Source organism: Rhizobacter sp. P2_G4 (assembly GCF_056403575.1).
In genome coordinates, this window is the sequence record NZ_JBFUFG010000003.1 from 326521 (window position 1) to 345997 (window position 19477).

The following is a 19477-nucleotide window of genomic DNA, read 5'->3' on the forward strand; positions in this document are numbered from 1 at the left end:
TGAGGTAGGGACCAAAAACCAATCTCGGAGCTGTGCAGGCTGATGCCGACCTTGTGTCGTGACATCCGCTTCGATGAGAGTCGCTGAGCGACCGGGCTTCGACGATCTGCCGAGACAACAGGCGGCTTGAGGGCGTACCAGTCGATCTGGTTTGGGAGGGAATTTTTAAATGAACGTCTGCACTCGCGCAGGCATGCCCGCTGGCTGCCTGACCCTGATGGCTTTGCTCGTCGTTTCCGCTTGCGGAGGTGGTGGGTCTTCGGGCGGAGCGACGGAAGGCTCAACCACTGAGCCGGCCGCCACATCGGTCTACGTCGACACCAGCCTGATTCCGGATGTCACCAAGCATCAGAACCCGGTGGGCGGCTGGGCGGTAGACATGCTGAAGGCCACCGACGAGGTTGCGCCTGCGTCCGACATTGGTGCCTTTCGCACCGGTTGCCAGCTGACCAAGTTCGCCTTCGACGATCCCATCGTGTACCCGAATCAGCCGGGCAAGAGCCATCTGCACACCTTCTTCGGCAACACCGGCATCGACGCCTATTCGACGCCGACCAGCTTGTCGACCGCGGGCAACAGCACCTGCCGCGGCGGCACGATCAACCGCAGCTCGTACTGGGTGCCGTCGATGATCGACACCCGCACCGGTGCCCCGCTGGCGCCGATGTTCGAGTCGAACTTCTATTACAAGACCGGCTACGCCTTGCCGCCGAACGTCATCAGCGAAGTGCCTCTGGGCTTGCGCATGATCTCCGGCGACGCCAAAGGCAACCCGAGCGCACCCAGCAGCGCGGCGATGTACTCCTGCGTATGGAGTGGCGGCAATTCAGAATGGAGCGCCAGCATCCCGACCAACTGCCCCGGTGGCGATGGGAGCTGGCTCATCATGGGCGTCGACTTCCCGCAGTGCTGGGACGGCGTGAACCTCGATTCACCCGACCACAAGAGCCACATGACCAACCCGGTCAACGTGAAGGCCAACAACACCGGCAACTGCCCGACGACGCACCCCGTTGCGTTGCCCCAGATCGCGTACCAGATCCTCTACCAGGTGAAGGTCACGGGCGAGACGAAGTACTGGCGCCTGTCGAGCGACAACTACGACGTGTCCAAGCCGGCCGGCTACAGCGGCCACGGTGACTACTTCATGGCCTGGAAGCCCGAGATCGTCAAGGTCTGGACGCAGAAGTGCGACCGCGAGCAGAAAGACTGCCACTCTCATCTGCTCGGCGACGGCCGCATGATGATCATCCCCTGACCTTCAGGCGTTTGACCGGCTCACACCATTTGTGTTGTGAGCGGTTTCGAGGTTGACTTCGCCTGCCAGCCGGGCACACTCTTCGCGGAGGGCCCGGCGGCTGGCTCGTAGACTTCACGGCTGATACTCACGCCGTGAAAACGTGACAACGCAGGGCAAGCGGGTGGCCAGAGGCCTGCCGCTCCAGGTCTGAATCGCACACGAGCCACCATGACAAGAACCACCCAAGAATGGCAAGCCGCCGACGCGGCACATTACCTCCACCCTTTCACCGATTTCAAATCGCTCGCCGGCAAGGGCTCACGCGTCATCACGCGCGCCGAGAACATCTACCTGTGGGACAGCGACGGCCACAAGATCCTCGACGCGATGTCAGGCCTGTGGTGCGTCAACGTGGGCTATGGCCGGCAGGAGCTGATCGACGCCGCCACCCAGCAGCTGAAGACGCTGCCGTTCTACAACTCCTTCTTCCAGACCGCCACGCCGCCCGCCATCGAGCTGGCCGAGCTGCTGGCTCAGGTGACGCCGCCGCAGTTCAAGCACGTGTTCTTCGCCGGCTCGGGCTCGGAGGCCAACGACACCAACGTGCGCATGGTGCGCCGCTACTGGGACATCAAGGGCCAGCCGCAGCGCAGCGTGATCATCAGCCGCCACAACGCGTACCACGGCTCCACGATGGCCGGCGCATCGCTCGGCGGCATGAGCGGCATGCACGAGCAAGGCGGGTTGCCGATCCCCGGCATCGTGCACATCGAACAGCCTTTCTGGTTCGAGAGCGACCGCCACCTGAGCCGCGACGATTTCGGCCTCAAGGCTGCGCGAGCACTCGAGACCAAGATTCTGGAGATCGGTGCCGACAAGGTGGCCGCCTTCATCGGCGAACCCGTGCAAGGCGCCGGCGGCGTGATCGTGCCGCCAGCCACCTACTGGCCGGAGATCCAGCGCATCTGCGACAAGTACGAGATCCTGCTGATCGCCGACGAGGTCATCACCGGCTTCGGCCGCACCGGCAATTGGTTCGGCTGCGAAACGCTCGGCTTCAAGCCTGACCTGATGACCTTCGCCAAGGGCGTGACCTCGGGGTACATCCCGCTGGGCGGCGTGATGGTGGGCGATCGCGTGGCACGCGTCCTTATCGACCAGGGCGGCGAGTTCGCGCACGGCTACACCTACTCGGGCCACCCTGTCGCGTGCGCCGTGGCGCTGGCCAACATCCGCCTGGTCCAGCGCGAAGGCCTGGTCGATCGTGTGCGCGAAGACCTCGGGCCCCATCTCGCGATGCACTTCGAGGCGCTGGCTGACCACCCGCTGATCGGTGAAGCGCAGACGTGCGGCCTCATGGGCGCCCTGCAGATCGTCAAGGACAAAGGCACCGGCGAGGTCTTCGACAGCGCGCTCGAAGTGGGCATGCTGTGCCGGGCCCACTGCTTCGGCAACGGCCTGATCATGCGCGCCGTGGGCGACCGCATGATCATTGCGCCGCCGCTGGTGATGACCCTGGCTCAGATCGACGAGATGGTCGTGCTGATCCGCCAGTGTCTCGATTTGACCCACGCCGAACTGAAGCAGCGCGGCTGGCTCTGATGCAGCGGTGCTTTGGCACGGGGTTTGCGAGCAAGCTGCCCCATGGGCGCGCTGCCTAGACTGATACCTCAACACGAAGGAGAAGGTGATGAAGCAGATGTTCGGTGCTCTGAGTTTGGCCGTGTCCGTATCGGCGCTCCTGTTCGCGGCCGCACCCGCTGGCGCACAGGAAGAAGAGAAGGTACTGAACATCTACAACTGGTCGGACTACATCGCCGACGACACGCTGAAGAACTTCGAAAAAGAAACCGGCATCAAGGTGCGCTACGACACCTTCGACAACAACGAGATCGTCCACGCCAAGTTGGTGGCGGGCAAGACGGGCTATGACATCGTCGTGCCGTCCAGCCACTGGGCCAAGTTGCAGGCCGACGGCGGCTTGCTGCGCAAGCTCGACAAGTCGCAGTTGCCCAACCTGAAGAACCTCGATCCCGCACTGCAAGCCGCGCTGGCGAGGCTCGACCCAGGCAACCAGTACATGGTCAACTGGCTGTGGGGTTACACCACGGTTGGCATCAATGTCGAGAAGGTCAAGGCCGCGCTCGGCAGCACGCCGATGCCCGACAACATCTGGGACCTGGTGTTCAAGCCCGAGTACATCTCGAAGATGAAGTCATGCGGCGTGTCCTTCCTCGACTCGCCGACCGAGGTGGTCCCGGCAGCGCTGTGGTACCTCGGCAAACCGGCCTACAGCAAGAACCCAGGCGACTACGCCGCTGCCGCAGCGCTGCTGAAAACCGTGCGCCCGTCCGTCACGCTGTTCAGTGCCTCGGGCTACATCAACGACATGGCCAGCGGGTCCATCTGCCTGGCATTGGGCTGGTCGGGTGACATCAACATCGCCCGCCAGCGCGCCATCGACGGCAAGACAGGCCAGAACATCCAGGCCTTCGTCCCCAAGACCGGCGGCTTGCTGTTCTTCGATGTGATGGTGATCCCCGCCGATGCCGCACATCCCGGCAATGCGCACAAGTTCATCGACTACATCATGCGCCCCGAGGTCGACGCGGCGCTTACCAACAAGGTGTTCTACGCCAACCCCAACAAGGAATCGCGCAAGTTCATCAAGCCCGAGATTGCCAACAACCCGACGGTGTTCCCGACCGATGCCGAAATGGCAAAGATGTCGGCACCGGACGCGATCTCCAACGACATGCGGCGCCTGATGACGCGCACCTACACCTCTTTCAAGACCGGCTTGTAATCGAATCGACCTTCCCCTCATGGGCGCATCTTCATTCCTGCAAATACAAAACGTAGTCAAGGACTTTGACGGCTACAAGGCCGTCAACAACGTCAGCATCGACATCGAAAAGGGCGAGATCTTTGCCTTGCTCGGGCCTTCGGGCTGTGGCAAGTCGACGCTGCTGCGCATGTTGGGAGGTTTCGAGACACTCACGTCGGGGCGCATCCTGCTCAATGGCAAGGACATGGCAGACATGCCACCCTACGACTGCCCGATCAACATGATGTTCCAGAGCTACGCGCTCTTTCCACACCTCACGGTGTGGGACAACATCGCCTTCGGCTTGCGGCGCGAAAAGATGCCCAAGGACAAGATCGCCGAGCAGGTCGAGGCCATGCTCAAGCTGACGCAGCTGGGCAAGTTCGCCAAGCGCAAGCCGCACCAGCTGTCAGGCGGCCAGCAGCAGCGCGTGGCGCTGGCGCGCAGCCTGGCCAAGAAGCCTCAGCTGCTGCTGCTGGACGAGCCGCTGGGCGCGCTCGACAAAAAGCTGCGCGAAGAGACCCAGATCGAACTGGTCAACATCATCGAAAACGTGGGCGTGACCTGCGTGATGGTGACGCACGACCAGGAAGAAGCGATGACGATGTCCACCCGCATCGGCGTCATGAACGCGGGCCAGATCCTGCAGATCGGCACGCCGAGCGAGATGTACGAAACGCCGGCCAACCGTTTCGTCGCAGGCTTCGTCGGCAACGTCAATCTGATGGATGGCGTGTTGTCCCACGACGCACCCGACCACGTGATCATCGATTGCGCCGACTGCAAGCATTACGTCGGCCACGGCATCACCGGTACCGAGGGAATGAACGTGACCGTGGCGTTGCGGCCCGAGAAAATTCGCATCAGCGCCACCAAGCCCGAAGGCGAGCACAACATGGCCTCGGGCAAGGTCAAGGAGAAGGCCTATTTCGGCGCATGGACGGTCTACCGCATCGAGCTGCCAAGCGGAATGATCCTGAAGGTCAACGAGAGCAACACCGAGCGGCATGCTGAAGACGCGCTGACCTGGGGTGACACGGCTTGGGCGAGCTGGTCGCCTTCTGCGCAGGTGGTGCTGACGTCATGATCAGAGGAAAGTCGTCTCGCGTAGGCCGCTTCGCCGTCATCGGCGTGCCCTACCTGTGGCTGATCGTCTTCTTCCTGCTGCCCTTCCTGGTGATCCTGAAGATCAGCTTGTCCGAGATGGAGGGCGTGGCTTTCGGCAACCTGCTGACCTGGAAAGAAGGGGTAATGCAGCTGACGCTGAAGTTCAGCAACTACCTCTACATCGTCCAGGACGATCTCTACTTCAAGACCTATCTCTCCAGCCTGCGCTACGCCGCGGTCACCACGGTGATCTGCCTGGCCATCGGCTACCCCTTCGCCTATTTCATGGCGCGCGCCGAAAAGCGTTTCCAGCCGGTGCTGCTGATGCTTGTGATGCTGCCCTTCTGGACATCGTTCCTGTTGCGCGTCTACGCCTGGAAGGGCCTGCTCTCCGAACACGGCTGGGTCTACGAGATCATCGTCTTCCTGCGGCTCGACCACGTGCTGGCCGCTGGCGGGCTGATTGCAGCGCCCGGGCAGCTGATGAACACCTCGTTCTCGCTGTCGGTCGGCATGGTCTACACCTACCTGCCGTTCATGATCCTGCCGCTCTACGCCAACCTCTCGAAGATGGACCTGCGCCTGCTCGAAGCCGCAGCCGACCTGGGCGCCAACCCGTGGGTGGCGTTCTGGACGGTCACCGTGCCGCTCTCGAAGGCCGGCATCATCGCCGGCTCGATGCTCGTGTTCATTCCCTGCATCGGCGAATACGTCATCCCCGAGCTGCTGGGCGGCCCCGAGACACTGATGATCGGCCGTGTGATGTGGGATGAGTTCTTCAGCAACAACGACTGGCCGGTCGCATCGACTGTGGCCGTCGTGATGGTGCTGCTGATCATCGTGCCCATCGCCATCTTCAACAAATACGAAGCCGAAGCGCAGGAGGGCTCGCGATGATGATGACGCGACTCGTCAGCCGCAGCTGGCTGACTGCGGGCTTCGTCTTCCTGTACCTGCCGATCGTGGCGCTGGTGCTGTATTCGTTCAATGATTCGCCCATTCCCAACGTGTGGCGCAGCTTCACCTTCAACTGGTATGTGCGCCTCGCCTCTGACGACGATCTGCTCGGTGCGCTGCGTCTGTCGTTGAAGATCGCGTTCTTCAGCGCCACCGCCGCGGTGTTGCTCGGCACCATGGCCGCGTTTTCTCTGGTCAAGTACAAGCGCTTTTTCGGGCGCACCATGTTCTCGGGCATGGTCAACGCGCCGCTGGTGATGCCCGACGTGATCGTGGGCATCTCGTTGCTGCTGATGCTCGTGGCCGTCGAGCGCGCGCTGGGCTTCCCGGACCGCGGTGCGTTCACCATCTGGCTCGCTCACGCACTGGCCGGCATGGCCTATGCCACCGTGGTGATCCAGTCACGGCTGCTCGATTTGAACCCGCAGCTCGAAGAAGCCGCCATGGACCTCGGTGCACGCCCCTGGGAGGTGTTCTACCTGGTCACGCTGCCGATGATTTCGCAATCATTGCTGTCGGCTTGGCTTCTCACCTTCACGATCTCGCTCGACGACGTCGTGTTGTCGTCATTCCTGAACGCCCCGGGCTCCACCACGATGCCTGTGGTCATCTTCTCGCGTGCCAGGCTGGGGCTCAACCCCAGCGTCAACGCCGTGGCCACCATCATCGTGCTGGTGGTCTCCATCGGCGTGATCCTGGCCAGCCTGATGATCGTGCGCAATGAGCGCAAGCGCGCGCGCGACATGGCCGAAGCCGCGCGCAACTGAATCCCACCCCAAGACAACCAACCGCAGCCAAGAGGAGAAAAACCATGACGAAGTTCTGGCACCCCACCGCCCTCACCCTGGCCTTGCTGGCCGCCTTCCCGCTGGCCGCCAGCGCGCAGTCCGTAGCGCAGTCCCTGGACGATCTGCGCAAGGAGCAAAAAGCCCTCAAGGACAAGATCGACGCCCTCGAAAAGAAGCTCAAGGACGCAGAAGCCAAGTCAGCCGAAGGCGGCATGACGCCGCAACAGCAGCAAGACCTCAACCGCATCGTCGTCAAGACTGAAGCGCTCGAAGACAACCAGGAGTCCATGGGCTTCCGCGGCCTGAAGATCAGCGGGCAGATGGACCCTTCGTTCATCTACAACAAGGCGCAGGACCGGGCTGGCTTTCAGTTCCTGAACAAGATCGATGACGACGGCTACAACTACGACAACTCCTACTTCGGCATGGCGATGATCGACTTCCAGAAGGAAATGGAAGGGGGCACCAAGTGGCGTCTGACACTGGCACCCAATCGCGGCGTGGGCGCGGTGTTCGACGGCAGCTCGATCGTGCATGAGGCCAGCGTTTCGATTCCGCTGGGTGACTTGCAGACCCGGCTGATCGCCGGGCAGATCCCCGACTGGTCAGGCTACGAGTATCTGCAGCCCACGCTCAACAAGTTGATCACCCACAACCTGCTGTTCGACTTCACGCTGCCCACCGCCTACACCGGTGCCGGCATGGAGATCACGCGCGGCAAGTGGATCGTCAAGGGCGTGCTGGCCAACATGAATGCCTCCAAGCGGTCCTCTGGCGAAAAGACGCCGGTCTTTGCTTACCGCGTGGACTATTCCAAGGGCGAGTACCAGGGTTTCGGTTTCGCTGGTGTGCACGGCAAAGCCGCCAACCTCCGTGCCCTGGACGACACCACCTCATCGGGCTTGGCAGCCAACCCGATCACCGGCCTTGACTACTCAGGCAAGGACACCGCTCTCCACCTGTTCGAGGCCGACGCCTATTTCATTCGCGGCGACTGGACGGTCCAAGGCCAGGTGAGCTATGGCCAGCAGAAAGACGCCGCCATCACCGCCGATGCCGAGACCGGCAATCTGCGCAAGGCAAGCTGGTACGGCCTGTCGACCCTGGCCGCGTACAAGTTCAATCCGCGCTTGGAAGGCATTGCCCGGTTCGACTACATCAACAACAAGAAGAACGGCGGCGGTCTGCTGGGTTACGGCTCGGACGACCGCAACGGCATCGGCCCCGGATTCACCGACGATGGAACCGGCGTCTGGACGCAGAACGACCCCGAGACCGGTGCCAACCGCTACGCCTTGTCGCTCGGCATGGGCTATCTTTTCAACCTGAACACCACCTTCAAGGTCGAGTACCGGCTTGACCGCGCCAGCCAGGCCGTTTTCAACTATGTGAAGGACGGTAGCTACAAGAAGACGAACCACTTGCTGGGGGCCGGCATGGTGGTCAGTTTCTGACCGAGACTCATCTGCTGGAGGCGACATGAATCTGCCTGCACCCGACTGGCATGCGCGCGCTGCCAAGCTGAAACTCGACGGCCGCGCCGTGATCGGCGGCAAGCGCGTGGATGCCGGCGCCGGTGAGACCTTTGCCTGCGTCTCACCGATCGACGGCAGCACCATCGCCCAGGTGGCGCGGGGCCAGTCGGCCGACATCAACGYCGCAGTCGCTTCGTCTCGCCAGGCGTTCGACGAGGGGCGTTGGGCGCGACAAGCCCCGGCTGCGCGCAAGAAAACGCTGCTGCGCTTTGCGGAGAAGATCCTCGCGGCCAAAGAGGAACTGGCCCTGCTCGAGACGCTCGACATGGGCAAGCCCATCAAGTACAGCCAGTCGGTCGACGTACCTTCGACCGCGCGCTGCATCGCCTGGTATGCCGAGGCGGTCGACAAGATCTACGACGAGATCGCGCCCACCCCGCACACGGCCCTGGCCTTGATCACGCGAGAACCCATGGGTGTGATCGGTGCGGTGGTGCCGTGGAACTACCCGATGATCATGGCCGCTTGGAAGCTTGGGCCCGCGCTCGCGGCCGGCAACTCGGTGGTGCTCAAGCCCAGCGAAAAGTCTCCGCTCACCGCGCTTCGTCTCGCTGAGCTGGCGCTCGAGGCTGGCTTGCCCGAAGGCGTGTTCAACGTCGTGCCGGGTTACGGCCACGAAGCCGGCGAGGCGCTGGCCTTGCACATGGAGGTCGACGCGATCGGCTTCACTGGCTCCACCCGCGTGGGCCGCAAGATGTTGGAATACGCCGGCCGAAGCAACCTGAAGCGCGTTTACAACGAACTCGGCGGCAAATCGGCATTTGTGGTCTTCCCTGATTTCGACGACATGCCTCGTGCGGCCAAGACCGTTGCCGGCAGCATGTTCTTCAACCAGGGCGAATCGTGCAATGCACCCTCGCGCGTGTTTGTGCACGAGAGCATCGCGGATGAGTTCGTGAAGGTCGTTTCCGCCGAGGCGCCGGGCTACCAGCCGGGCGACCCACTGGATGCCGCCACCGAAATGGGCGCGCTGGTAGACGACACGCAGCTCAAGACCGTGCTCGGCTATATCGACACCGGCCGCAATGAAGGCGCGCGCGTCGCTGCCGGCGGCAAACAGGTGCGTGCGGAAACCGGTGGCTATTTCGTCGAGCCCACGGTGTTCGATGGCGTGAACAACGGCATGAAGATTGCCCGCGAAGAGATCTTCGGCCCGGTGATGTCGGTGATCCGCTTCAAGACCGAAGAAGAAGCCATTCGGCTGGCCAACGATTCCAGCTATGGCCTGCAGGCCAGCGTGTGGAGCAGCAACATCAACCGTGCTCACCGTGTGGCACGTGCATTGCGCGCAGGCACCGTGCACGTCAACCAGTACGATGAAGACGACATCACCGTGCCCTTCGGTGGCTTCAAGCAAAGCGGCAACGGACGTGACAAGTCCCTGCACGCATTCGACAAATACACGGAACTGAAGACCACCTGGATAAGGCTGGATTAACCGCCCCGGTCGCTGCGCTCCTGCCCCGAGGGGCATGCCCTCGACCTGGCAAAGCCGGTCCTTAGGCGTGGCTTGATAAGGCATCTTGCCTCGTTGGTGCGTGTGATGCGACCATCCAAGCTTCGGGCATCACAAGCGAGAAGGAGCCACCCATGAACCATTCCCTCAACGAACAACTGATGGCCCGCAAGGCGGCCGCGACACCGCGCGGCGTGGGCGTGATGGGCACCTTCTTTGCCGACCGCGCCGAGAACGGCGAGCTGTGGGATGTGGAAGGCAATCGCTATCTCGATTTCGCCGGTGGCATCGCGGTGCTGAACACCGGCCATCGCCACCCGAAGGTCGTGGCGGCGCTGGAGGCACAGATCAAGCGATTCACCCACACCTGCTACCAGGTGGTGCCCTACGAGAGCTACATCGCGCTCGCCGAGAAGCTCAACTCTCTGACGCCTGGCAACCACGCCAAGAAGACGGCGCTCTTCAGCACCGGTGCCGAGGCGGTCGAGAACTCGGTGAAGATCGCGCGGGCCTACACCAAGCGTTCGGGCGTCATCGCCTTTGGCGGTGCCTTCCATGGTCGCAGCATGTTCGCCGTGGCGCTCACCGGCAAGGTGCAGCCCTACAAGGCGGGCTTCGGCCCCTTCCCGCCCGAGATTTACCACGCGCCCTTCCCTTGCGAACGCACCTCGCTCGAAGAGGTGAAGAAGGCCGTGTACCACCTCTTCAAAGCCGACATCGAGCCCAGCCGAGTGGCGGCCATCGTGTTCGAGCCGGTGCAGGGCGAAGGCGGCTTCAACGTCATCCGCGCCGAGGCTGTGCAATGGCTGCGCGAGCTTTGCGACCAGCACGGCATCGTGATGATTGCCGACGAGGTGCAGACCGGCTTCGGCCGCACCGGTAGGCTGTTTGCGATGGAGCACTACGACGTGCTGCCCGACATCCTGATCAGCGCCAAGTCCCTCGCCGCCGGCCTGCCGCTCTCGGCCGTCACAGGCCGCGCCGAGATCATGGATGCACCTGCGCCCGGCGGCCTGGGCGGCACCTATGCCGGCAACCCGCTCGCCATTGCCGCGGCGCATGCAGTCGTCGACGTGATGCGCGACGAAGGCCTGCCCGAGCGCGGCCAGCAGCTGGGTGACGCGCTCAAGGTCGCACTGAACAGCATGTGCGCCGAGGTGCCGCAGATCAGCGACATCCGCGGTCTGGGCGCCATGGTGGCCGTGGAGTTCAGCCAGCGCGAAAGCGGCGAGCCGCATGCCGACTTCGCCAGGCGCGTGCAGGCCGAGGCGCTGAAGCGCCGTTTGATCCTGCTGACCTGCGGCGTCGATGGCAACGTGATCCGATTCCTGTTCCCGCTCACCATCGCGTCGGCTCATTTCGACGAAGCGGTCGAGATCCTGAAGGTCTCGTTGCGCAGCGCCGTGTCCGCATGAAGGAGTTGCGCGACACGCTGTCTTCGCATGGCGTTCACACGCTGATCGCGCAATTCACCGACATCCACGGGGTGGCCAAGGGCAAGTTCGTGCCGCTGGCCCATCTCGATGGTTTGCTGCAGGAGGGTGTGGGTTTCGCCGGTCCGTCGATCTGGGGCACTGGCCTGCCACGCACCGGGCCGCGGTCGGAGTACTACGGCCGCGGCGATGCAGAGACAGCCCGCGCCCTGCCCTGGATGCCAGGCTACGCGCGCATCGTGTGCGACGGCTTCGTGGCCGGCGAACCGTTCGATGCCTGCCCACGCCAGGTGCTGCGCCGCCAGGTTGCGCGTCTCGCGGAGCTGGGCTGGACGATGCGCACCGGCATCGAACCCGAGTTCTTCCTGCTGCGCCGCACGGCGAGCGGCATGGCCGCAGCCGATGCCGACGACGCGCTCGACAAACCTTCCTACGACCTCAAGGCGCTGCCGCGCCAGCGCGACTTCCTCAAGCAGCTGAGCGACGGCCTCACCGCCTGTGGGCTCGACGTCTTTCAGATCGACCACGAAGACGCGCACGGCCAGTACGAGCTCAACTTCCACCACGCCGATGCGCTGGCGAGCGCCGATCACCTGATGCTGTTCAAGATGGCCGCGCACGCGCTGGCCGAGCAGCACGGCAGCGTGTTCTCGATGATGCCCAAACCGTTTGCCAACCAGCCCGGCAGCGGCATGCACTTTCATGTCTCGATGTGGAAGGACCAGGGCGGCTCCGGCGAGAAGGCTAGCTGCGTCTTCGACGAACGCGGCCGCAATCTGTCCACGACAGCCATGCACTTCATCGCCGGCGTGCTGCATCACTCCGCGGCCCTGTGCGCCTTGGCCGCGCCCACGGTCAACAGCTACAAACGCCTGGTCGTCGGTGAATCGCTGTCGGGCACGTCGTGGGCGCCGGCCTATGTCGCGCACGGGCCCAACAACCGCACGGCGCTCGTTCGCACGCTGGGCGGCCGCTTCGAATGGCGTTTGCCGGATGCGTCTGCCAACCCCTATCTCGCGACGGCTGGCCTCATTGCCGCAGGCCTGGACGGCATCCAGCGCCAGCTCGATCCCGCGCCCGCCTGCACCGATGACTTGTTCAAGCTCACGCTGGCCGAAATCCGTGCGCGAGGCATCGCTGTGCTGCCGCAAAGCCTGGGCGAGGCCGTCGACGCTTTGGCCGGCGACGAAGTGATCTGCACTGCGCTGGGCGACACACTGTCCGGCGAATTCGTTCGACTGAAACGTGACGAGTGGACCGAATACGCCCGMCACGTGAGCGATTGGGAGATGACGCGCTACGCCGCAGCGTTCTGATTCCTGATGCAGTCTCGTTCTCCCTGGATCTCTTACCTCTGCCTCGGCAGCAGCATGGCGCTGGTCGGCAGCTACGTCGGTTTCTCGAAGCTGCTGGTGCTGGTGTTCCCCGTGTTCTTGCTCGCCTGGCTTCGTTTCGGCATTGCCGCGGTCGCCATGACCGGCTGGGTGAAGCGCACGCCGGGCGAGGTGCCCTTGAGCCCACACGATCGCAAGCTGCTGTTCCTCGAATCCTTCTTCGGCAACTTCCTCTTCTCGATCTGCATGCTGTTCGGCGTGTCGCTCACGTCGGCGTTGGCTGCGGGCGTGATCATGGCGGCCATCCCCGCGGTCGTGGCGGTGATGTCGTGGGTGCTGCTGCGCGAACGCATCGCACCGCGGGTGGCGGCGGGCATCGCCTGCGCGGTGGGCGGCATCGCGCTGGTGTCGTTCACCAAGCATGCCGATGGCGCTGCCCCCAACTCGCTGCTGGGCAACGTGCTGCTGTTCTGCGCGGTGGTGTGCGAGTCGAGCTATGTGGTGATCGGCAAGAAGCTCACCGGCCAGGTCTCGGCCAAGCGCATCAGTGCGCTGGTCAACCTGTGGGGCCTGTTGCTCGTGACGCCGCTCGGCGTATGGCAGGCACTGAGCTTCGACTTCTCGGCCGTCAACATGCCGTCGTGGTGGATGCTGCTCTTCTATTCGCTGGCCGCCAGCATGGTCACCGTGTGGTTGTGGATGACGGGGCTCAAGCACGTCGCAGCCTCGTCGGCCGGCGTGTTCACCGTGCTGCTGCCGGTGAGTGCCGCGCTGGTCGGCGTGGTGTTTCTCGGCGAGCGCTTCAGCCCGATGCAGGCAGCGGCGTTTGCGCTCGCGCTGGCGGGCGTGGTGCTGGCAACCTGGCCGTCAAGCGGCGAGCGCAGGCTCGCGCCGCTGGGCGAGCCGCGAGACCTCCCGCGGTGAAACGCCCTTGAGCTTGTGGTCCGACCACACCTGGCGCCACTTGCGTGCGCCCGGTGTGCCGTTCCACAGGCCCAGCATGTGGCGCGAGACATGTGACCACGGCTCGCCGGTTGCAACCTGCCGCTCCATGTAATCCACCATCAGCGCTTCGGCGCCGGCGCGGTCCAGCGCTGACGGCTCGCCGCCGAAGAAGCGCTCGTCCCAATCGGCCATGCGCCAGGGGTTGTGATACGCCTCGCGGCCAAGCATCACCCCGTCGATGTGGGCCTGGTGTTCTGCGACTTGGTCGTTGGTCGTCACGCCACCGTTCAACACGATCGTGAGTTCAGGGAAGTCGCGCTTCAATTGGTAGACCGTCTCGTATCGCAGTGGCGGCACTTCGCGGTTCTCTTTCGGGCTCAGGCCTTTCAGCCACGCATTGCGGGCATGCACGATGAACACCTCGCAACCCGCAGCGGCCACGGTGCCGACGAAGTCGCGCACGAACGCATAGCTCTCGGTGTGGTCGATGCCGATGCGGTGCTTCACCGTCACCGGGATGCTCACCGCGTCGCGCATCGCCTTCACGCCATCAGCCACCAGTTGCGGCTCGGCCATCAGGCAGGCGCCGAAAGCACCGCGCTGCACGCGCTCGCTCGGGCAGCCACAGTTCAGGTTGATCTCGTCGTAACCCCATTTTTCACCCAGCTTGGCGCAGGCGGCCAAGTCGTCGGGTTCGCTGCCACCCAGTTGGAGCGCTACCGGATGTTCCTGGCCGTTGAAGTCGAGGTGGCGGGGCACGTCACCATGCAGCAGCGCGCCCGTCGTCACCATCTCGGTGTACAGGCGCGTGTGCTGCGTGAGAAGGCGGTGGAAGTAGCGGCAGTGCCGATCGGTCCAGTCCATCATCGGGGCGACGGACAGCCTCCAGGGGTTCAAGTCTTGATTCAAGGCCACGTTCCAGTGCACATCGGGTTTTCGGCAAGGTGCCGAAGCATGCGCACCTTGGGCGGCATTATCCCAAGCAGCATCGGCCGGGTTCACTGACCGGCCATTCCGAAGGCACGGCTCCAAGACAGTTCGATCAGCGGCGAGTTCAGCCCGCCCTGCAACCCGCGCACGGAGCCGATGCCTGCCCTCCACTCGCTTTGAGGCGATTGCTGCCAGCCCGCCCAGAGAAGGCCCTGCGCGATGGCTCCGCCGCTGGTCCGGACACCGCCTCCGCCTGCTGCCCCGGCAAGTACTTCGACGCCGGCACGGAGCGGGGCTTTCGCGCTGGTGACGAGCCCGGCTCCGACCAAGCCGACCGAATAGGCCCCAGCGCCTCCCGCGTACGCGCTGTGCGCCTGGCCGCTGAGGTAGACCGAGTCGCTCAGGTAGCGGTTGAGCTTGAGGCCGATGGTGTCGAGTGATCGACTGGTCCCGTCGCGTCGCTCGGCACGAACGTAGTGCTGGAGCACGCCGACCCATTCCGTGCGCACGACACTGCCTGCGGGAACTCTTTGCCCATGGAGACGCGGCTCGAGGTCGATGCCCAGCCAGACCTGGGCTTGCTGCGCTTGAAACGCGCCGCTGGCCGAACGCACCCAGCCATAGTCCCCGCCCAAGGTCCACCCGGGGGCGAGGCTCCATTCCATCGTGCCGGCGAGCTTGCCGATCGCGCCGCCGGCGGTGGGCACAGCTCCGCCGCCCGCGAGTCCTGCCCCGACACGTGCACCGACGCGCAAAGAAGGCAGAAGCGCCGTGCTGATCGCGCCCGTGGCGAGAATCTCCATGTAGCCGGCTGCGTCGCCCTTTACCGCACCGGCTGTTTCGACACCCCAGGCCAATCCATCACTTGTTGAGCGATGTTCGGCGCGCGCCCCTGCCAGACCGATGTGGCGCCCGCTGCCGTCCGTGAATCGGTAACTCGTCCCGGTCATTGCCATGCGGTCGAAGCCCAACCCCGTCGACGAGTCCTGCGAAGTGGCAGGACCGCCATCCGCCTCGGTGAGATGCACGAAGCGATCACGCCATGCGACAACAAGCCCCAGCTGGTTGCTGGTGATCTGCCCGCTCGGGAACCGCACGGACGACAGAGACAGACCCCATTGCATGGGCCCCAGATCTTTCAGCAGGGTGACGGCAGGCCGCAGCATCAAGCCTCCACCAACCGGGGCATCTGCCCCGCCACCGCCGCCCGCATAAAGCCCGGTACCCACCGACCATCCCGGTGCCAGACTCCAGCGCCGCTGCAGTTCGACACCGCCAACGAATAGACCGCCACGCTCTCCCCTCGCAGCACCATAGACCGCAGGGCCGGCGTACCAATCACGGCCGATGTCGAACAGCACCGAGCCGCCCACCAGTCCCATGCGCTCGCCATGCGGTAGACGCACGCTCTCGTAGCCGAACATCACGGACGTCGGCAATGATTCGGTGTATGGCTTGCCGGTGGTGCCAACCTGGGCCAGCGCAACGCATGGGACGAAGAGAACCACGGCCAACGCTACGCGCTGGCACGGGTGAGAGATGCTTGTCATGGACGGTGATGGATCAGAAGGCAACCCCATCACAGGTTGCTTTGGTTTAAGCGCCGACGTCTCAAGGAGCAACGAGCCCCTTGAGACGTGGCGGCGTTTCAGCTGCCGTGGCCGGTCAGCTTCTCTGGATCGAGCAACTCGGCCAGGCGCTCGCGGCCCAGGTCAGTCTGCTCATCGGCCACATCGAGAATCGGCCGCCCTTCGCGGTACGCCTGCTTGGCAATCTCGGCGGCCTTGGCATAGCCGATCAGTGGGTTCAGCGCCGTCACCAGGATCGGGTTGCGCGCCAAGGCTTCCTGAATCCGGGCCTCGTTGACGGTGAAGGTGGCGATGGCCTTGTCGGCCAGGAGCCGGCTCACGTTGCCGAGCAACTGCAGGCTGCCGAGCAGGTTGTGCGCGACCAGCGGCAGCATCACATTGAGTTCGAAGTTGCCCGACTGGCCGGCGATGGTGATGGCGGCGTCGTTGCCGATCACCTGCGCGGCCACCATCGCCGCGGCTTCGGGGATCACCGGGTTCACCTTGCCCGGCATGATGGACGAACCGGGCTGCAACGCCTCGAGTTCGATCTCGCCCAGGCCGGCGAGCGGACCGGAGTTCATCCAACGCAGGTCGTTCGCGATTTTCATCAGCGACACCGCCACGGTCTTCAACTGGCCCGACACCGCCACGGCCGTGTCTTGCGAGCCCATGGCGGCGAAGAAGTTGTCGGCAGGCCTGAACTCCAGTTGGGTCAGTGCGCTGAGCTCGGTGGCAAAGCTGTGGGCAAATTGCGGATGGGCGTTGACGCCCGTTCCGACTGCCGTGCCGCCTTGTGCCAAGCCTTGCAAGGCCGGCATCAACAGGCGCACGTGCTTGGCACCCGCTTCGATCTGGTGGGCCCAGCCTTCGAGCACCTGGCTCATGCGCACGGGCATCGCATCCATCAGGTGCGTGCGGCCGGTCTTGACGTAGCGGTGAACGCTGTCGGCCTTGTGGCGCGTGACCAGCACCAGGTGGTCGAGCGCAGGCAGCAGGTGCTCATGCAGCTCGAGTGCGGCGCTGACGTGCAGAGCCGTCGGAATGGCGTCGTTGCTGCTCTGGCCCGCGTTGACGTGGTCATTGGCACTCACCGGTTCGCCAAGCGCCTTGCTGGCCATCGTGGCGATGACCTCGTTGGCGTTCATGTTGCTGCTGGTGCCTGAGCCGGTCTGGAAGATGTCCAGCGGGAAATGAACCATGCGCTCGGCATCGCTCTGCGCCAGCAACTCGCGGCAGGCTTCGACGATGGCTTCACCGACCGGTTGAGGCAACTGCTTCAGACGCAAGTTCGCCAACGCAGCGGCTTGCTTCACGAGCAGCAGCGAACGGATGAACGCGACCGGCATGCGCTGCCCACTGACGGGAAAGTTCTCGACGGCGCGCTGCGTTTGCGCGCCATACAGGGCGTCGGCCGGCACGGCCAGCTGGCCCATGCTGTCGCGCTCCATGCGCGTCTTGCTCGAACTCGAATTCACAGCTTGCTCCTCATGCGCTCGAGGTGTGAGGCACTGCGGACGAGTATCGGGCCTGGGCCTTTGTGCTGCGGTCTACGTGGTCTTGAAGAACCACTTGCGCTTGCCGTCGATGCTGAAGCGCTGCCAGTGCGCCGGGTCTTGCGCCAGCCGATCGGCCAGCACATAAAGCGCGAGCGGGTTCATGCCCATGCCGAAGTGGCTGGCGTGCACCTGCACGTTCTCGGTGTGCGGAGAGGCTTCGTTGAGGCTGCATTGCCACGAGACCACGCCATCGGTTCGCGAGTACACCGATGTGGTCGGTACCGGTGGCGCCTGGCGCACCTGCTGAATCATCGCGGCCTCGTCGGCCAGCTTCTGGCCGCTGACCATCTCGTAGAGCCACCACGCATTGTTGGCACGTGGGTTGCCGCCAAAGGGTGTGCCGAGGGTCACGACGCAGCGCGTCTGTTGAGGTAATGCCTTCGCAACTTCTCGGGCATAGATGCCACCGAGGCTCCAGCCGACGAGGCTGACCGGCCGCTGGTACTTCTTGTAGAGCGCATCGGCACGCGCATTGCAGCGGTCCAGCACGCCTTCGCGCGGGCCCAGGTTGAAGCCTTGGTCCCATGTGTGCGGTTCGTAGCCCTTGGCACGCAGAAAGTTGCGCAGCGGCAGCGTGGTCACGTCCGGCACACCGAGGCCGGGAAACACCAGCACGGGGTGGCCATCACCCACAGGCAGCTTGTTGAGCAATGGGGTTGCGGCCAGCATGGCGGCCAGTTCCCAGGGCGCCCGGCCTTCCAGCAGCATCAGCAATGCGCTCGGGGCCTTGGCCTGGCTGTTCTGGTTGTCGTGTCGCGCGAGTTGTCCGGGCATGGTCACGGGCCTCAACTGCAGGCCATCGGTGGCAATGCCCCATGGTACTCAGCAGGTGTGACGATTTGCTGGAGGTGCGGGTCTAGAGTGCGCCGCCTCGGCCCGTTCAGCGCGGCACCGGCCGCGGCTCGCGCAGAGCTGCCAGTTCGTTGGCCACCAAGGCACCGATGACCAACGCGCCGCCCGTGAGTGCAGTCGGCCCCGGAGGCTCGCCTGCACCGACCCATGCCCACAGCACACCGAAAATGACTTCCAGCAGTCCGAGCAGGGACAACTCTGGCGCCGAGAGCACCCGGCTCAACCGCACGGCCAGCAGGCAGGGAAACGCGAGTTGCACAAAGCCCAGCATCGCGAGCAACCCGATGTCGTGCACCGACGCCTGGAACGGGTAGGCCAAAGGCAAGGCCAGCAAGGCCGAGATGATGGCCCCGATCAGCACGGCGGGCAGCATGTCGTGCGCATCGGCATCGCCATGGTTCACATGCTGCAGCACCGTCCAGTTGATCGCTGCGGCAATCGGCACGGCAAGCGCCACGGCCGTGCCCAGCACCGAATTCGCATCGCCACCGCCCGCACCGTTGCCGAACATCCAGGTGATGCCGGCCCCGGCGACGGCGATGGCCAACCAGGTGCGTGCGGTAAGGCGGTGCCGCAGAAACAGGCGCGAGAACAAGGCCGTGATCAGCGGCCCCAGCGCCATGGTGATCAGCACGTTGGCGACGCTCGTGAGCGTCAGCGCGACCATGAAGGCGGTGAACATCACCGACCAGCAGACGCCCGACACCCACACCGGCCAAGGCGAACGCAGCAAGCCGCGCCACAGCGCCGGGCCGCGCATCCAATGCAGTGCAAGGCCGAGGCCCAGCACGTTGAAGGCGCCGCGCCAGAAGGTCACTTCGAAGCTGCGCGCCGAGTCGAGGTGGCGCGTGACGACGCCGGCGATGCTCCACATCAGCGTGACGAGCACCATGAGCGCGACTGCGCGCCCATGGGTCAGAGACGCAGGCGACGACTGCCCGGCCAT

16 protein-coding genes are annotated in these 19477 nt (G+C 64.2%); 11 read left to right on the forward strand and 5 right to left on the reverse strand.

Annotation, left to right across the window (positions count from 1 at the left end; translation table 11 throughout):
• Positions 1–169 precede the first annotated feature (169 nt).
• The 11 genes from AC1DYS_RS14415 (at position 170) to AC1DYS_RS14465 (ending at position 13601) form a co-directional block, all read left to right on the forward strand.
• Positions 170–1258, forward strand: a complete 1089-nt coding sequence (locus AC1DYS_RS14415) for a DUF1996 domain-containing protein (RefSeq protein ID WP_477900216.1) — start codon at positions 170–172, stop codon at positions 1256–1258.
• A gap of 210 nt (positions 1259–1468) precedes the next feature.
• Complete coding sequence (locus AC1DYS_RS14420) at positions 1469–2842, forward strand: aspartate aminotransferase family protein (protein WP_477900218.1); 1374 nt, start codon at positions 1469–1471, stop codon at positions 2840–2842.
• 97 nt (positions 2843–2939) lie between these two features.
• Entirely contained in the window at positions 2940–4046 is a 1107-nt protein-coding gene (locus AC1DYS_RS14425; protein ID WP_477900836.1) for a polyamine ABC transporter substrate-binding protein, read from the forward strand.
• A 19-nt stretch (positions 4047–4065) separates the two neighbouring features.
• Positions 4066–5154: an ABC transporter ATP-binding protein gene (locus AC1DYS_RS14430; RefSeq protein WP_477900220.1), complete on the forward strand. Its 1089-nt coding sequence runs from the start codon at positions 4066–4068 to the stop codon at positions 5152–5154.
• Positions 5151–6071, forward strand: a complete 921-nt coding sequence (locus AC1DYS_RS14435; protein WP_477900222.1) for an ABC transporter permease subunit — start codon at positions 5151–5153, stop codon at positions 6069–6071. Before AC1DYS_RS14430 ends, AC1DYS_RS14435 begins: the two co-directional genes overlap by 4 nt.
• Entirely contained in the window at positions 6068–6898 is an 831-nt protein-coding gene (locus tag AC1DYS_RS14440; RefSeq protein ID WP_477900224.1) for an ABC transporter permease subunit, read from the forward strand. The genes AC1DYS_RS14435 and AC1DYS_RS14440 overlap by 4 nt, the downstream gene beginning before the upstream one ends.
• 44 nt (positions 6899–6942) lie before the next feature.
• Positions 6943–8373: a DUF3138 family protein gene (locus tag AC1DYS_RS14445; protein ID WP_477900226.1), complete on the forward strand. Its 1431-nt coding sequence runs from the start codon at positions 6943–6945 to the stop codon at positions 8371–8373.
• Between the two features lie 25 nt (positions 8374–8398).
• Positions 8399–9892: an aldehyde dehydrogenase gene (locus AC1DYS_RS14450; protein WP_477900228.1), complete on the forward strand. Its 1494-nt coding sequence runs from the start codon at positions 8399–8401 to the stop codon at positions 9890–9892.
• A 152-nt stretch (positions 9893–10044) separates the two neighbouring features.
• Positions 10045–11325: a 4-aminobutyrate--2-oxoglutarate transaminase gene (gene gabT / locus AC1DYS_RS14455; protein WP_477900230.1), complete on the forward strand. Its 1281-nt coding sequence runs from the start codon at positions 10045–10047 to the stop codon at positions 11323–11325.
• On the forward strand, positions 11322–12659 hold the full coding sequence (gene glnT / locus AC1DYS_RS14460) for a type III glutamate--ammonia ligase (protein ID WP_477900232.1): 1338 nt from the start codon (positions 11322–11324) through the stop codon (positions 12657–12659). Before gabT ends, glnT begins: the two co-directional genes overlap by 4 nt.
• Positions 12660–12665: 6 nt before the next feature.
• Positions 12666–13601, forward strand: coding sequence for a DMT family transporter (locus tag AC1DYS_RS14465; RefSeq protein WP_477900234.1), 936 nt, complete (start codon positions 12666–12668; stop codon positions 13599–13601).
• Here AC1DYS_RS14465 and dusA read toward each other — a convergent pair.
• From dusA to AC1DYS_RS14490, 5 genes are all read right to left on the reverse strand, one after another.
• Complete coding sequence (gene dusA / locus AC1DYS_RS14470; RefSeq protein ID WP_477900838.1) at positions 13545–14489, reverse strand: tRNA dihydrouridine(20/20a) synthase DusA; 945 nt, start codon at positions 14487–14489, stop codon at positions 13545–13547. The two genes, AC1DYS_RS14465 and dusA, sit on opposite strands and share 57 nt — an antisense overlap.
• A gap of 131 nt (positions 14490–14620) precedes the next feature.
• Positions 14621–16102: a hypothetical protein gene (locus tag AC1DYS_RS14475; protein ID WP_477900236.1), complete on the reverse strand. Its 1482-nt coding sequence runs from the start codon at positions 16100–16102 to the stop codon at positions 14621–14623.
• Positions 16103–16200: 98 nt separating this feature from the next.
• Complete coding sequence (locus AC1DYS_RS14480) at positions 16201–17571, reverse strand: class II fumarate hydratase (RefSeq protein WP_477900840.1); 1371 nt, start codon at positions 17569–17571, stop codon at positions 16201–16203.
• A 99-nt stretch (positions 17572–17670) separates the two neighbouring features.
• On the reverse strand, positions 17671–18453 hold the full coding sequence (locus tag AC1DYS_RS14485; RefSeq protein ID WP_477900238.1) for an alpha/beta fold hydrolase: 783 nt from the start codon (positions 18451–18453) through the stop codon (positions 17671–17673).
• 106 nt (positions 18454–18559) lie between these two features.
• Positions 18560–19477 (reverse strand): DMT family transporter, encoded by a 918-nt coding sequence (locus AC1DYS_RS14490; protein ID WP_477900240.1) that lies wholly within the window; start codon positions 19475–19477, stop codon positions 18560–18562.

What these genes read in the sequence shown, in the direction of transcription:
- AC1DYS_RS14415 (WP_477900216.1), top strand. Translation starts at nt 170, where the DNA reads ATGAACGTCTGCACTCGCGCAGGCATGCCCGCTGGCTGCCTGACCCTG.
- AC1DYS_RS14420 (WP_477900218.1), top strand. Translation starts at nt 1,469, where the DNA reads ATGACAAGAACCACCCAAGAATGGCAAGCCGCCGACGCGGCACATTAC.
- AC1DYS_RS14425 (WP_477900836.1), top strand. Translation starts at nt 2,940, where the DNA reads ATGTTCGGTGCTCTGAGTTTGGCCGTGTCCGTATCGGCGCTCCTGTTC.
- AC1DYS_RS14430 (WP_477900220.1), top strand. Translation starts at nt 4,066, where the DNA reads ATGGGCGCATCTTCATTCCTGCAAATACAAAACGTAGTCAAGGACTTT.
- AC1DYS_RS14435 (WP_477900222.1), top strand. Translation starts at nt 5,151, where the DNA reads ATGATCAGAGGAAAGTCGTCTCGCGTAGGCCGCTTCGCCGTCATCGGC.
- AC1DYS_RS14440 (WP_477900224.1), top strand. Translation starts at nt 6,068, where the DNA reads ATGATGATGACGCGACTCGTCAGCCGCAGCTGGCTGACTGCGGGCTTC.
- AC1DYS_RS14445 (WP_477900226.1), top strand. Translation starts at nt 6,943, where the DNA reads ATGACGAAGTTCTGGCACCCCACCGCCCTCACCCTGGCCTTGCTGGCC.
- gabT (WP_477900230.1), top strand. Translation starts at nt 10,045, where the DNA reads ATGAACCATTCCCTCAACGAACAACTGATGGCCCGCAAGGCGGCCGCG.
- AC1DYS_RS14465 (WP_477900234.1), top strand. Translation starts at nt 12,666, where the DNA reads ATGCAGTCTCGTTCTCCCTGGATCTCTTACCTCTGCCTCGGCAGCAGC.
- dusA (WP_477900838.1), bottom strand. Translation starts at nt 14,489, where the DNA reads ATGATGGACTGGACCGATCGGCACTGCCGCTACTTCCACCGCCTTCTC.
- AC1DYS_RS14475 (WP_477900236.1), bottom strand. Translation starts at nt 16,102, where the DNA reads ATGACAAGCATCTCTCACCCGTGCCAGCGCGTAGCGTTGGCCGTGGTT.
- AC1DYS_RS14480 (WP_477900840.1), bottom strand. Translation starts at nt 17,571, where the DNA reads ATGGAGCGCGACAGCATGGGCCAGCTGGCCGTGCCGGCCGACGCCCTG.
- AC1DYS_RS14485 (WP_477900238.1), bottom strand. Translation starts at nt 18,453, where the DNA reads ATGCCCGGACAACTCGCGCGACACGACAACCAGAACAGCCAGGCCAAG.
- AC1DYS_RS14490 (WP_477900240.1), bottom strand. Translation starts at nt 19,477, where the DNA reads ATGGCCGGGCAGTCGTCGCCTGCGTCTCTGACCCATGGGCGCGCAGTC.